Genomic DNA, 12,914 nt, shown 5'->3' on the forward strand with positions numbered 1-12,914 from the left:
TAATTTATTTCTCTAATGTGATGCGACGATACGGCATACGGGGAACACGCTGTGAACGGCATAATCAAAATGCACTTGTGAATGAGAAATCGAAATGAACGCTGAGAGGGAAGCATAACGAGGTTGTTTAATGTGGGTTACATATTGTTGGCTAGACGTAGGTTAGAGTAATGTGCTTTGCTCACAAGGTGGGATGGAGTAACGCGGTTTGCAATAAGTGAGAATGAATAAAGTGGATTGCCCGACAAGTAAGATGAAACTACAATGTCGCGGTGCGGTTACCTCAACGAAATGCAAAAGTGCAGGCCATTTTGTGAAAAAAGCTCCGGCAATAGGGGTTCAGATGAAAAAGTGCAGTTCATTTTCGCTATACAACCACATTTTACCATATCCATCTATAACAACTGCATTTTTGCATTCCAAGGGCCTGAAAAGGGGCCAGATACGGAAAATAAGATGCGCTTTTGCAGTTGGCAGCTAACGATAGGGGCTGAGGCCGCTAAAATCCCCGCAACCCGCAAGATGATAATCTATAAAGAAAAAAGGGAGCCATGAAGCAGCCCCCTATTAGCCTATCTAAATATTTATCTGTACTATCAACAACTTACCCGGCCAGAATCAGCGCTCCCCTGGAACCGCCATCTCCGGCAGCAAGTCCCGGCATGCCCGCTCCAGATATGGGGCGGCGCTCAAAAAATCGCGGAAAGCGGCATACTCTTGCCACAGCTTGTCCGTATCCCCGCCCGGCGATTTGACGGCTCGGATCAGGATGTTTTTCGGCGTGTGTTCCATATCGATGAACTCGAGCAGTTGCGTCTTGTAGCCCATCACGTCGAGCAGCTTGGCGCGGATGGCATCCGTGGCAAGCGCCGAGAAACGCTCTTTCAGGATGCCGTGGCCAAGCAGCGGCTCCAATACGGGGCTGTCCACCTGGTTGTACAGCTCGTGCTGACAGCAGGGGACCGACAAAATAACCACAGCGTTCCAGCGGACTGCTTTTTCCAGCGCCGCGTCGGTAGCGGTGTCGCACGCATGCAGGGTGACGACCATGTCCACTTCGCTTAATTCATCGTAATCGGCAATGTCGCCGACAAGGAACCGCAGATCGTCATAGTTCAGCTTACGGGCCAATGCGCCGCAGTGCTCGATAACGTCCGCCTTCAGGTCGAGCCCGACGATTTTCAGCTTTCGCTGCTGCTGCACCGCCAAATAATGATACAGCGCAAACGTCAAATACGATTTACCGCAGCCGAAATCGACGATCGTCAGCGGACGGCCTTGCGGCAGATTGGGGAGCACGTCCTGCACCATTTCGAGGAAACGGTTGATCTGCCTGAACTTATCATATTTTTTCGCCAGCACTTTGCCTTCCGCGTTCATGATCCCCAGCTCAACCAGAAACGGCACGGGCGTTCCCTCTTCAAGCACGTATTGTTTGCGGCGGTTATGCGTCAACGTGCCCAAAGGTTTGCGGGAAGGAGCTTTTTTCAGAATGGTCACTTTGAACTTCTTGCTGATAAGCACCTGATAGTCGGCCTCCGCCGTGCACAACAGACCTTGCCGGAACGTTTCCGCAAACAATTTCATCAACTCGTCCGCAAACGATTCGGCCGGAATATTCCGGTGGATGACCTTATTCGGATAGTGATAAGCAAACTGATAATGCAGGCGCTGCTTCAATTCCACAGGCTTGATTTGCACTTTGCTGTATTCCGTTTCGCTCAGTTTGCGGCGCCCGCTGATCGTCGCCGTAATCAGGCTAGCCTGCTCAGCCAGTTGGCCTGCGAGACTTTGCAGTGATTCCATTTTCGATGCCAGCTGCCTTTCTTACTTAGTTATTTTGCGTTTATTTCTCATATGGGAGACGAGTTCCAAACGCCGGATCCCGCTAAAATCGGCTTTTCAGCTCAGCTAGTCCTTCCCGGACTTCTTCTTCCGGCAGCCCACCCGCTTCCAAGCGTTCCGGCGGAAGCTGCAACAGCCGTTGATAGAAGGCGAGTCCTTCATCTTTGGAGATTTCGCCATCCTCCAGGAGCCGGAACAAGACGTTTTCGGCCTGTGCAAAACGGCCCTCCTGTTCTTCATACCGGAAAACCAGCCCTCCGGTTTCGGCGGGAAGGCGGTAATCCTTCAGCAGCGACCTTAGCTCGGCGATTTTGCCTTCCCAGTCCCATAATGAACGATCCGCGCCGCTCAGTGCCGACGTCAAATACAGATGGAGCGATTTCATCCAGCGCGATATTCCTTCATCCGGCTCGCCGGAAGAAGCGAGCAAATCGCCTTCTTCCTTCAGCAGCCGGGCAAGGCTTTGCAGTTTATCGGCCTCAATCTCTCCGCCGGTGCGGAACATTTGCACGATATCCTTGGCCGATAAGGTCCCGAGCAGCTGCGCATTCAGCCGGAACTGCCTTTTGTACAGTTCGTCCAGCTCGGTCCGCGCCTCCACCGTTTTTTTCTCCTGCTTAAGCGCAAATACTTTTGCCAAGATTTCCGTCATATCCTCGATCATGCGAACCAGGTAATCTCTCCGCAGCATGTCTCCCCAATCCTTTCCGGCGGTCTTTAAAGCAGCCCGGTCTTCCGCTTATTTGCCATCGGCGTACACGTGCCGCAGGAAATCAGCGACGACCGAGTAAAGCTGCTCCGGCGCCTCATACATACTCATATGGCCGGCCCCCTGGATGACCGCTTTGGTCACGTTCGGGCCTTCCGCGGTAAATAACCGCGCCGGCGGAACGACCGTATCGTTTTCGCCGGCCACCAGCAGCAGCGGCAGCGATGTATCGGCCATCACGTCCCGGCGGTCGGAGCGTTCCCGCATTGCCAGGGCGGCTCCGGCCGCGCCTTGCGGCGGCGTGCGGTAGCCGATCTCCTTGGCCCGGACCACGTCGGCCGGAGACTTCGCCGCCGTCTCCGCAGCGAACAGGCCCGGGACGAGCCCGTCCGCAAATGTGGTCATCCCTTCGGCGCGGATAAGCGATACCGCCTGCAGCCGCTTCTCCTTGGCTTCCTCGCTGTCCGGGAATCCCGTGGAATGAATAAGCCCGAATCCATCCAGCCGCGAAGCGTACCGCTCCGCCAGGGACAGCGTTACGTACCCTCCCATGGAGTGCCCCAGCAGCGTATACCGCGGAATGCCGAGCGCCTCCATGAGGCCGGCGACGTCATCGGCCATCTTATCGATAGAATAAGCACCTATCGGCGCATCCGTGGAGCCGTGTCCCCTAAGGTCCGGGGCAATCACTTGATATTGTCCGGCAAGCAGCGGCTGAACCTTCTCCCAGTACGCGGAACTGCCGATAAATCCGTGCAGCAGCACTACCGTTTCGCCTTCACCCTGCCGCTCATAGGCGATCGTTAATCCGTTAACCGTTATCTTGTCCATGACACTACCTTCTTTCTCCTTGGTTTTATTCTCCACCAGACGCAGCCGCAGCGGCCGCGATTTCATCAGCCATTTGCATTACTTTGAACAATGAGGTCATCTGCAGTGTCCAGTAAGGCTTGGGTCCTTTCACATTCACGACGGCGGCCACACTGTAATGCCCAACCGCAGGCAGGCTGCGGCCCACCGATTGCGCCGGCTGCAGCGGCTGCTCCGAAACGAGGTAATAACCTACCGAACCCGGCGCACCCAGACAGGCGTCGATGGCCACAACGATATTTTCCGGCGGTATGGCGGCCATGCGCTCCTCCAGATTCCCCGCGTCGCAAGGCTCCCGGAGCGTGCCAACGACCGCCGTCATTCCCCGCTCCTCCAGCTTCGTACCGACGAGCGGGCCCAGCGCGTCACCCGTAGACCGGTCCGTACCGATACACAGAAACGTGATCGTTTTCCCTTGATGCCTGGTATAAATTTTTCGAAAAAAAGAGTCCAGCTCGCCGCCGCTCAGCTTGGTTTGCTCCAATCCGGCTTGCGGCCATACCTTCCATACCTCCACGTTCCTTTGCTCGCCCCCTCCCGGTATATAGTACCCTGATTGTAACGCATTGCGGCGGATCACCGCAAAGGTTCATGAATTTTGCCCCGGCATGATACAATAGCACATAGAGGTCACGCGTTATATGACTATGAGAGTTATGAAAGGATGAAGAAGATGGATTTGTCCATAAAAAGCCAGGCTAATATCGAATTTATGATCGAGGCAATCAAAACGAAGCTGAAAATGGCGTCCGGAGCAGCTATGTCGGCTTCGGCGTTCAATGTGGAGCAATACGACGACATCCGGGACGTGTACGATATCGTGATGAGCAAGGAGCGTCTCAGCATTTCTGAGGTCGAAGCGCTCGCCCAGGAGTTGGGCCGGTTGCGCAGCAGGGCCTAGCAGACAGTTCCTATAAAAGCGTAAGTCCTTCTCTAAAACATAAGGGGAAAAATGGCGATATTTTCCCGGATCCTCTACCCGTCAACCCGGATTCCGCAAGGAAAAGGCCGTCTCCGCATGGCCGACCTCCCAGCCTTCATCATTTTTAATCGAGGACGGAAAGGCGCTCCGCAGCTTGCGGAGCGTTTCTTCGTTGCCGTAACCGAGCTGCTCCAGAATGGCCGTGGCGCTCAGGCCCCATTCCTCCTCCGAACCGTCCAACACTTTAAACGCTACGCCAAGCCGCTCTTTGCGCAAAGCAAAGGCATACACGCCTTTAAAGCCGCCTTTGGCGACGATATTCGGATCCTCCAGCAAAATCGAATCGATCCGCCCCGAACCGGCCACCAGCCGGGGATGGCGGTTCATGGCGGAGGCGATAAATGCGGCGGCCTCCGCCGTTTTGGGATCATCAATCAGCGCCGGGCTGGCCAGCTTGACATAGGCGGTCGCCAATGCAGACAGCGGCAGGGCAAAAACGGGGAAACCGCAGCCGTCCGTGCCCAGCGAAATGTCATCCTGCGCGCAATCGGCGAGCCCCGCCAACGTTGCCAAAATCTCTTTCTGCACCGGATGCTCCGGCCGATTGTAGCCGTCCTGGGGATAGCCTTTCAGCTTGCAGTAGGCCAAGACACCCAGGTGCTTCCCCGCGCAGTTATGGTATAACCGTCTCCGGCTTCCGCCTTGGCGCAGCACCCGTTCCTTGGCTTGTTCATCCAACGGCAGGCTTGGTGCGCAAACTAGGGCTTCTTCCCTAAGCCCGGTTTTGTCCAGCAGCCGCTCCAGCGTTTCGACATGCGCCTCTTCGGCCCGGTGGGACGCGGCCATGATCGCGACCTCCGCATCGCTAAGGCCAAACGCCTCTACGATGCCCGCCCGAATTCCCGGAATCGCCTGAATCGGCTTGGCCGCCGACCGCGTGAACACGATCTGGTGCGGATTCCCCGCCTGCTTCACCACCTCGCCTTGCCCATTCACGATACATATATGCCCAAAGTGGGTACATTCCAACAGGCCCCCGCGGTATTCGTTAACCAGCACTGTTTCCATATGGTTCGTTATCTCCTTATCTTCCGGATTCCATCCCTACAGTATAGTATAGTGTTTCCGCAATGGCTATAGATCTTTCTATTACAAGTTGAACTACGCAGAAGGGCGTTGAAAGCTTAGGATAGGGAAGCGGGGTGGGGTGGGGTGGGGTGAGCGGCAGATCATCACATTCGCTGTCCGAAAGCTTTGCACGATTATCCCGTTTGATCAGGTAGCAGAGAAACAGACAAGCTCGGGAGAAGAAAATATTTGGTGGAGAAGCAGATCGGTTCGAGATAATTTAGACGGGCTTAGGAGAAGGAGTCAGGTTTAGGGGAGGTGAAACAGATTGGACAAAAGATCAAGACAAAGACATCAAGACAAGGGATCAAGGACAAGACGCGAGGGAAACGAAAAGACCGTGATTTTGCTGTAGCCTAAACCCTTCCCTCTGCAGTAACGCCCGCACCGTTCATGCTAACCCACACCAAGCAAGTTGATCCGCATTAAGCTAACCCCTACCCATTAAGTTGATCTTCGTCAAACTCCCCCCACCGTTCCATCGTGTCGATCAGGCCGCAGCCGCAAGGGGCTGGTTCGGTTGGCGTGCGATCAGCCGGCGGTAAGGGATAGCCGGAATTGCCACACACATGCGCAGCAACTTCTGCCGCATCGTTTCTTCCGCTCCGGCCAGGTGCAGCCGGCGGCGTCCGGTATATTCGTTTAGGTAAGCCTGCAGATGCTTTAGTCCCAAGGCTCCATACGTACTCTTCAGCGATTCCCACGCCTCTCTTACCACTTTCCGCAAGGGCGCATACAGCCGATAGGCTAGAGGGAACGACTGTACCATCGATGTACGGACATCCACATGCCGGTTGATGAACGCGGCGAGTTCGTGACGGTTTGCCCTTTTCCCGTCTCCTCTCTTATGCGGCACCAGGCAGATTTTGACCTGCTCCGGCTCACCCGACTCCGTGACCGTGCATCCCGCTACGACCGCCGAGGCATATGGATGCAGAAACTGACACCGGGACGGATTACGCCCATACTGATCGCTGTTCACCTTCACGTCTCCAGAGAGCAGTTCCCGGGCATCGAACTCTCCGACGGCATGGCGTATTTTGTGCAGCATCAACCAGGCGGTTTTGTAGGTGACCCGGATCACCTGGCGCAGCCGCAACGCTGAGATGCCGTCAGGGAGCAGGAACAACTCCAGCGCCTGGAACCACTTCACCAGGGGGAGATGCGTTCCTTCAAAAATCGTGCCGACCAAAGGCGATGTTTGATGCTTGCACTTTCCGCACTCGAACAAGGGGATATGCCGGGAAGTCAGAAGGCTGCATCGGGTGTGAGCGCAGCGCGGGCAGACAAAGCCGTTCGGCCACTTCATCGCGATCAGCGCCTCTATGCAGGCCTGCTCGCTGTTATAACGGCTGCTGAATGGTTGAAGTTCCGTTCCCGAATTGACCTCCATGTTCGCTCGCCCCCGAATTTAAGAATTCACGAATGTATGTTCGATTTATTTCATTATACCAAACGTACGTTCTCTTATCAAGCCAAAAATCTCACCTAGACCGCCTCATTTTTTCCTCCTCTCTTTTTTTCTCTTTTTTGGGAACCCTTGCTCTAGCCCCCCCCCTACTCCCTGCTCACTGAACGAAAGGGATAATCGTGCAAAGGCAAGCAGCAGGCAGGGACACCAAGGCACCAAGACTCCAAGACACCAACCCTTTGGGCAGCCCCCTCACTTGGCGTCGATTTGGGACACTGCTCGAAACAGCTACGGTCCAAAAGGTAGATGCGCTGACCTCGGCGGATCGTGACGCCCCCTTCATCGTTGACACTTCCATGCTTCCATGTTTGAACGGAATTGCAGCAAAGCGGTCGAGTTGCTTGCCCGGTTTAGAGATCATGCCACCGGCACGTTTTACAAGAGATCTTCTATGCTATTGATCAACGAAGTAGCCCAAACAGCCGGGAAGACACTGTCCGCCCCTGATTCAGCGTCAACTCCGGCAATGGATTGCTGCTTTACCCAGCTAAATCAAGGCTTGTCTGCCGATTTTTTGCTGCGAAAGTTGAGTTATAAATTCAAGCACGGTAGAAATCCGCTCACAGAGGCAACCAAGCATATGCTTCCGATGCAGCTTTCTTGCAGAAAGCTTTGAGTTTCTTCAAAATCATTCACCTAGGTTCAATATTCTAAATCAACTTATACATGTGATCCATGAAATCGGCGCAAACTACTTATCAACACTCACATACAAGTAGGAGGCAAACCGGCTATGAAACCCGAAGATAAGCAGGAGCAATACGTCAACGAACAAATCAAGGACGCCGCGTCCGGCGAGTTTCCCGATTATAAGGAGATTTCCGAGGCCGAAAACGGCTCGATGGTCAACGATATGGAGGATTTGATTCAGCTTGGCGAGGACATGGAGCAGATGGCAACAGGCAGCGAAGATCTGAAGGGCGGGCTTAAACCCGACCCCCAGCAGTAGAGGAATAAGGCAAAAACGCCGCCCTTCCTTCCGGTAGGGCGGCGCGGGTTGTCGTAAGTTAGTATGTCAGGGTGTTAATTCGCGTTCATTTGATCCATGATTTGTTTAAGTTTCTCCGTCGCCCGTTTCTGAATGCGGGAAACGCTCATCTGTGACATGCCCAGCTTGCGGGCGATCGTTCTCTGCGACTGCCCCTCCTGAAAAGCAAGCAGCAGCACCTGCTGTTCCTGCGTTTTCAAATACGAGAGCGCCTGCTGCAAATCCATCCGTTTCTCCAACGTTTCATAATCATTCGTTTCCGAGCTAAGCAGTTCCCCCAGCGTCGCCGCGCTTTCGTCCTGAGAAAGCGGCGAATCCAGAGATACATAATGATAACATTCGCGTCCGGCGAGCACTTCGACCGTTTCCTCGACCGACAGCTCCAAATATTCGGCGATATCTTTTACGTTGGGCGATCGTTCAAGCTGTACGGTCAACTCGTCGATGGCCTGCTGCACATGCGCGCCCTTTTCCTTGATTCTGCGCGGCACCTGTATATACCAGGACTTGTCCCGCAAATAGTTTTTCATATGGCCGATCATGCTTTTCATCGCATAGGGCTCAAACGGGATGCCAAGGCTGGTGTCATACTGCTGAAGCAGCCGGATCAGGGCCATTTCTCCAACCTGATACAGGTCTTCATACAAGTCGGGCCGGTTCCGGGCAATTTTGCTGGCGGCCGTTTTGACCATGGGATCGTATTTCCGGATCAATTCCGTTGCGACCTCATTGTCTTTCGTTGCTTGATAAATTCTGATCAGACAAACCGATGCTTGCCACGACTCATGGGGAGTCTGCTTGTCGGTCATACTTTCTCCTCGCTCTTCTGGATCCGGCGCAGCATCGTCACCTTCGTTCCATGTCCGATTTCGCTCTCCACAATGACATCATCCATCAGCGCCTGCATCAAATAGAAGCCCAATCCGCCAACCGTCACCTCGCTTAGCTCTTTATCATGCAAACTGACGCGATTTCCCGGCCTGCCCCACGGTTCAAAGCTCTCCCCTTCATCTCTGACCGTAATCGACAAAGCATCGGTCAAAACTTCGAACGTGACTTCCATCATTCCCGCTTCCTGCTTATAAGCGTAAAGCACGGAATTGTTGCAGGCCTCGGACACGGCTACTTTCATATCTTCGATTTGTTCGTACGAAAAACCCATTTTCGAGGCTACACCATACAAATTTAACCTGACGATATCCACGTATTCTGGGGTTGCCGGCAAATTGATGATGATTCTCTCTGCTTCCTCTATCATGATACTCGATCCTTTCCTTAGTGGGAATCTACTGTTCCGCAAAAAATTTCGCGATCCCGGTCAATTCAAACAGCTTGCGAATGTGATCGGGGATTTCACTGACGAAAAATCGGCCGGACATCCCTTGTCTTGCCTTCAAAATGGACAGCAGAATCCCGATGCCGGTACTGTCGATGTATTTTAGCTCCTTCAAATTAATGATCAGATCCTCATCATCGTTCCCTACCAGAGGTTCCAGCACTTTTCGCAAATCGGGAGCAACGGACAAATCGAGCTCTCCACGCAAAAATACAGTGCGTACCCCGTTTTCAAATTGCGGCGTTGCGGAAAACTTTTCACTTTTTCTCGTATTCATCGCTACTCTCTCCTGAAATAAGTTTTCTTACTACAAGATAACCCAGCATGTCCGGAACTGAAACAAAAAAGGCCGCCCTCCGGCGCCTCATTTCAAGTAGATCCAAACGAGGCATTTGTCGTCTTCCCGCTCGCGCGGCAAACCTTCGTCAAAAAACAGCCGGTTCATTTCCTCCCGGTTGAAGCGATGGCCGCTGCCCTTCAGCGAATCTTCCAGCCAGGCCTGGCGCTCCTCCAAGGTGCCTCTTTGCGCGTCGGCCAGACCGTCCGTATAAAGCACGATATGCCCGCCCTCTTCGTAATAGAGCGTTTGAGGATGCACCTCCATTTCGTCAAACAAACCGACCGGCGGGCCGATGCGGTCCATCTTGACGAGCGACCCGTCATGCTTGTAGAACAACGCCGGCGGATGCCCCGCATTCACGTAGTCGATTTTTTTCCGCCGTGTATCCACCACAAGATAAATCGCCGTAAAATAATATTGAATAAGCTTGCTTACGATATGTAATTGGTTAAATTGCCGGTTTAATTCCTGAATGACTTTTTCCGGCTCGACATAGTTATGAACGGTGTCCTTCATGACCGAGGAGATAAACATGCAGAACAACGACGAGGAAATGCCATGCCCCATCATGTCCAGCAAAATAATCCCGTACCTTCCTTCGCCAAGCGAATACCAGGCATACAAATCCCCGGCCAATTCATTGGAAGGCTTATAGATGGCATCGATTTCAAAATGTTGATCATGAATCGGGGTGCTGAGCACGGCATTCTGCACAAGCGCCGCCAGCTTCAACTCCTCCTGAATCCGCTGGTCCCGGTTCCTGTGCCAGTCTTTTTCCAGCTTCAGCCGCAACGCCGTACGGATTCGGGCCATCAGTTCCACCTTGTTAATAGGTTTGATGACATAGTCATTCGCACCCGCGTCCAACGCTTCCGCCAGCTTGTTCGAATCGCCGATCGCCGTAACCATGATGATCGGAATTTCCTTCAAATGCTCGGACCGTTGCAGCAGCCGGCATGCCTCAAGCCCATCCATTTCGGGCATCATCATATCCAGCAAAATCAAATCGATGTCGGACGGGCCGCTCTCCTCGATCCGCTCCAGACTTCGCACCCCCAAACGTTCAAACATCTCCTTCGTGGAGGAGACGGACACGGTGTTGCGGTATTTTTCTTTTTTCAGAATTTCCCGAATGATGATTATGTTGGTCGGATTGTCGTCGACGATTAGAATTCTCATATATTTCTCCCTTAAAAATATAGCGAATCACTCGTTTACATTACCCGCTCGGCTGCGGATTGAAACCGAAAAAAACGCCGGATGGCTTCAGGGTGTCATGTTCCACCTGGTCAACTCCGGTATTTCTGCCACATCTCGGCGGCAATATCCGCCCATTTGACCCAGCCGGCCTCGCGTCCGGCGTCCGCTCCCTTTTCGCCCATGGCCGGATCGGCCTGGGCGGTTGTCAAGCCATTGGTCTGGCCATTGGTCTGGCCGTTTGTTTGGCCATTTGACTGGCCGTTTGCCGGACTGCTTGCTGGACCATTCGTCCCCTTCCGCGGCTCCGGCTCCGGCGCTTTGGCGTTGGAGGCTGCTGCCGAAGCTTTGGCTGTTTTGGAGCGGCTGCGAAGAATGCCGGAAAGCGCCGCAGACACCTGTTTGGCCGTCAGGGCCGTCTCGCCCAACGCTTCACCGGTCAGGTGTACCGCTTCCAGCACCGGTTCCAGCAGCTTCAATTGACGCTGCGCATCGGCGGCAAGATCATTCGCCTGATGCACAAGCCGCTTGACGTCCGAGCTTAAATCGGCAACCGTGTTGTGCATTACATTTAGCGTTTCTGCCGCTTGCCGCATCGAACGTTCCGCCATCCTCAAGGCTCTCGCCAAAAAAACGGCAATCACCGCAAAGGCCGCCGCTATACACGCCACGCTGATTTCCCAAATCATATCCGTCCCCTCGCTTTCGCTCCCATGATCCAAATTCCCCGGCGGTCCGGGCAACCATGCCATAATTCAATCTATGAGCTGAGGATGGTTATCATGTGGGGGGCAGACCTGTTAGTGCCGTAATACGAATCGGCCCCTTCTTCGTGTAAGAAAGGGCCGAAAAATTTATGGATTCGGAAAGGTAGCCTGCAGTGCGCCGCTTATTTCAAGACGCTTCCGCCAAACATAAAGCGGTGCACCCACGCCCCGTCAAGCTGGTCTACCTTTACGCCGCCCGACTTGGTCGAATAAGTATGAAGCAGTTGTCCGTTGCCGAGATATATCGCCACATGCGTAATCCGCTGGCTTTGCTTATTGATGCCCGCGTAATCGGAAGCCTTAGAACCTTTGTAGCTCATGAAGAAAACAAGATCGCCCCGCTTCAGGCTGCCGATGTTGTAAACGGCCGTGCCGTTGTCCTTGATCCAGGCGCCCTGTTTGCGCGAATCGGACGGCAAGGTTAGGCCGAGCGCCTCCTTATAGGCTTGTCTGACGAAATCGGAGCAATCAAACGTCGCCGTCGTATTCCGGTTCGAACCGAACTCGTACGGCGTCCCGAGATACTTCATGCCGGTTTGAATCACCTGCTCGATTTGCTGGCTCACGGTCCCCGAAGTCTCAGGCTTTGGCTTTGGCGCCGGAGCGGATGAGCCGGAGGAAACCGTAATGTATTTCGGGTTTGCGCTGACATAACCGACCGTTCCGCCTTGCGTCTTCACCTTATAGAAGTACTTGGTGCTTCGCCCCAAAACGGTGACTTCGGCGCCTTTATTCACCAGGCCGACCACCTTCCCGGAAAGGGACGGCTTGGTGCGCAAATTCACCCCATTATTGATATGTCCTTTGGTAACCGACGCGGCGGTAGCCGACGCGGATGCGGATGCTTGATTTGGTAATGCTGTATAGGAAGATAGTAAAATGGCGCTCAATAAAGCAATCGTGACGCTTCGTTTCATGGATTGTGCCTCCTTGTGTAATTCTTGCTGTCTCTAGTTCTAGTTCATTTCTCCTTTCTTTTGGACTTGCCCCCATTATATCCCTTGTCGAAAGATGTCTGAATCGGTCGATTCTCACATTATGAGAAAGCGCATTCAAAGACATATTTCCTAAGTTGTCCACTAATAAAAGAGGCACATGTCCTATTTATTTCGCGTTCTACCCAACCGGTGAGAAGCCGCCAACAATCTCGCCACTCGTTGGGGGCGTTGACTTGCGGACAATTTTATTACGATACGGAAAATAGCACATGGTTAGATTTGGATTTTTTCCCAAAAGAACTATGTTTTAGGACGTTTGTTGGGAGCCCTCGGAAGCGGGTTCATCCCTATTTGCCGTCGCGTGCTATCTCTAAGAAAAACGCCGGACGGCATCCTTTAATAG

The 12,914-nt window shown here is 53.4% G+C and carries 14 protein-coding genes and 1 pseudogene; 3 read left to right on the forward strand and 12 right to left on the reverse strand.

Annotated features, from left to right (window positions below):
- Positions 1-618: 618 nt before the first annotated feature.
- From ACLD72_RS23755 to yyaC, 4 genes are all read right to left on the reverse strand, one after another.
- On the reverse strand, positions 619-1,806 hold the full coding sequence (locus ACLD72_RS23755) for a class I SAM-dependent methyltransferase (RefSeq protein WP_411001848.1): 1,188 nt from the start codon (positions 1,804-1,806) through the stop codon (positions 619-621).
- Positions 1,807-1,888: 82 nt separating this feature from the next.
- Positions 1,889-2,536 (reverse strand): DUF6483 family protein, encoded by a 648-nt coding sequence (locus ACLD72_RS23760; RefSeq protein WP_411001849.1) that lies wholly within the window; start codon positions 2,534-2,536, stop codon positions 1,889-1,891.
- A 48-nt stretch (positions 2,537-2,584) separates the two neighbouring features.
- Positions 2,585-3,385: an alpha/beta fold hydrolase gene (locus ACLD72_RS23765; protein WP_411001943.1), complete on the reverse strand. Its 801-nt coding sequence runs from the start codon at positions 3,383-3,385 to the stop codon at positions 2,585-2,587.
- A 25-nt stretch (positions 3,386-3,410) separates the two neighbouring features.
- Entirely contained in the window at positions 3,411-3,941 is a 531-nt protein-coding gene (gene yyaC, locus ACLD72_RS23770; protein WP_411001850.1) for a spore protease YyaC, read from the reverse strand.
- Positions 3,942-4,097: 156 nt separating this feature from the next.
- Here yyaC and ACLD72_RS23775 point away from each other — a divergent pair, with 156 nt between their 5' ends.
- The gene (locus tag ACLD72_RS23775) at positions 4,098-4,325 is read left to right on the forward strand and encodes a DUF1128 domain-containing protein (RefSeq protein ID WP_251595433.1); all 228 of its coding nucleotides are present in this window, start codon (positions 4,098-4,100) and stop codon (positions 4,323-4,325) included.
- Positions 4,326-4,406: 81 nt separating this feature from the next.
- Here the strand turns inward: ACLD72_RS23775 and ACLD72_RS23780 are convergent, their stop codons facing one another.
- Positions 4,407-5,414: an asparaginase gene (locus tag ACLD72_RS23780; protein ID WP_411001851.1), complete on the reverse strand. Its 1,008-nt coding sequence runs from the start codon at positions 5,412-5,414 to the stop codon at positions 4,407-4,409.
- 550 nt (positions 5,415-5,964) lie between these two features.
- On the reverse strand, positions 5,965-6,867 hold the full coding sequence (locus ACLD72_RS23785; protein ID WP_458476183.1) for a transposase: 903 nt from the start codon (positions 6,865-6,867) through the stop codon (positions 5,965-5,967).
- A 275-nt stretch (positions 6,868-7,142) separates the two neighbouring features.
- Between ACLD72_RS23785 and ACLD72_RS23790 the strand changes: the two are divergent.
- Together ACLD72_RS23790 and ACLD72_RS23795 are read left to right on the forward strand one after the other, a co-directional pair.
- Positions 7,143-7,342 (forward strand): annotated as a pseudogene (locus ACLD72_RS23790) (IS4 family transposase); the annotation flags it as partial.
- Positions 7,343-7,678: 336 nt separating this feature from the next.
- Positions 7,679-7,894, forward strand: a complete 216-nt coding sequence (locus ACLD72_RS23795; protein ID WP_411001852.1) for a hypothetical protein — start codon at positions 7,679-7,681, stop codon at positions 7,892-7,894.
- A gap of 74 nt (positions 7,895-7,968) precedes the next feature.
- On the opposite strand, the gene ACLD72_RS23800 is transcribed toward ACLD72_RS23795, so the two are convergent.
- The 6 genes from ACLD72_RS23800 to ACLD72_RS23825 all read right to left on the reverse strand — a co-directional run bounded on the left by ACLD72_RS23800 (position 7,969) and on the right by ACLD72_RS23825 (position 12,490).
- Entirely contained in the window at positions 7,969-8,742 is a 774-nt protein-coding gene (locus ACLD72_RS23800; protein WP_251595385.1) for a sigma-70 family RNA polymerase sigma factor, read from the reverse strand.
- The gene (gene rsbW, locus ACLD72_RS23805) at positions 8,739-9,191 is read right to left on the reverse strand and encodes an anti-sigma B factor RsbW (protein WP_411001853.1); all 453 of its coding nucleotides are present in this window, start codon (positions 9,189-9,191) and stop codon (positions 8,739-8,741) included. Before rsbW ends, ACLD72_RS23800 begins: the two co-directional genes overlap by 4 nt.
- Before the next feature lie 28 nt (positions 9,192-9,219).
- Positions 9,220-9,546 (reverse strand): STAS domain-containing protein, encoded by a 327-nt coding sequence (locus ACLD72_RS23810; RefSeq protein WP_251595381.1) that lies wholly within the window; start codon positions 9,544-9,546, stop codon positions 9,220-9,222.
- Between the two features lie 87 nt (positions 9,547-9,633).
- The gene (locus ACLD72_RS23815; protein WP_251595379.1) at positions 9,634-10,788 is read right to left on the reverse strand and encodes a SpoIIE family protein phosphatase; all 1,155 of its coding nucleotides are present in this window, start codon (positions 10,786-10,788) and stop codon (positions 9,634-9,636) included.
- A 110-nt stretch (positions 10,789-10,898) separates the two neighbouring features.
- Positions 10,899-11,495, reverse strand: coding sequence for a DUF948 domain-containing protein (locus tag ACLD72_RS23820; RefSeq protein WP_411001854.1), 597 nt, complete (start codon positions 11,493-11,495; stop codon positions 10,899-10,901).
- Between the two features lie 200 nt (positions 11,496-11,695).
- Positions 11,696-12,490: an NlpC/P60 family protein gene (locus ACLD72_RS23825; RefSeq protein ID WP_411001855.1), complete on the reverse strand. Its 795-nt coding sequence runs from the start codon at positions 12,488-12,490 to the stop codon at positions 11,696-11,698.
- Between the last annotated feature and the right edge of the window lie 424 nt (positions 12,491-12,914).

It is taken from the genome of Paenibacillus lacisediminis (genome assembly GCF_046567315.2).

Bases quoted from the DNA above. Each gene is read 5' to 3' on its own strand.
- ACLD72_RS23785 (WP_458476183.1), bottom strand. From the start codon at position 6,867: ATGGAGGTCAATTCGGGAACGGAACTTCAACCATTCAGCAGCCGTTAT.
- ACLD72_RS23760 (WP_411001849.1), bottom strand. From the start codon at position 2,536: ATGCTGCGGAGAGATTACCTGGTTCGCATGATCGAGGATATGACGGAA.
- ACLD72_RS23810 (WP_251595381.1), bottom strand. From the start codon at position 9,546: ATGAATACGAGAAAAAGTGAAAAGTTTTCCGCAACGCCGCAATTTGAA.
- ACLD72_RS23765 (WP_411001943.1), bottom strand. From the start codon at position 3,385: ATGGACAAGATAACGGTTAACGGATTAACGATCGCCTATGAGCGGCAG.
- ACLD72_RS23775 (WP_251595433.1), top strand. From the start codon at position 4,098: ATGGATTTGTCCATAAAAAGCCAGGCTAATATCGAATTTATGATCGAG.
- ACLD72_RS23755 (WP_411001848.1), bottom strand. From the start codon at position 1,806: ATGGAATCACTGCAAAGTCTCGCAGGCCAACTGGCTGAGCAGGCTAGC.
- ACLD72_RS23820 (WP_411001854.1), bottom strand. From the start codon at position 11,495: ATGATTTGGGAAATCAGCGTGGCGTGTATAGCGGCGGCCTTTGCGGTG.
- ACLD72_RS23825 (WP_411001855.1), bottom strand. From the start codon at position 12,490: ATGAAACGAAGCGTCACGATTGCTTTATTGAGCGCCATTTTACTATCT.
- rsbW (WP_411001853.1), bottom strand. From the start codon at position 9,191: ATGATAGAGGAAGCAGAGAGAATCATCATCAATTTGCCGGCAACCCCA.
- ACLD72_RS23780 (WP_411001851.1), bottom strand. From the start codon at position 5,414: ATGGAAACAGTGCTGGTTAACGAATACCGCGGGGGCCTGTTGGAATGT.
- ACLD72_RS23800 (WP_251595385.1), bottom strand. From the start codon at position 8,742: ATGACCGACAAGCAGACTCCCCATGAGTCGTGGCAAGCATCGGTTTGT.
- ACLD72_RS23795 (WP_411001852.1), top strand. From the start codon at position 7,679: ATGAAACCCGAAGATAAGCAGGAGCAATACGTCAACGAACAAATCAAG.
- ACLD72_RS23815 (WP_251595379.1), bottom strand. From the start codon at position 10,788: ATGAGAATTCTAATCGTCGACGACAATCCGACCAACATAATCATCATT.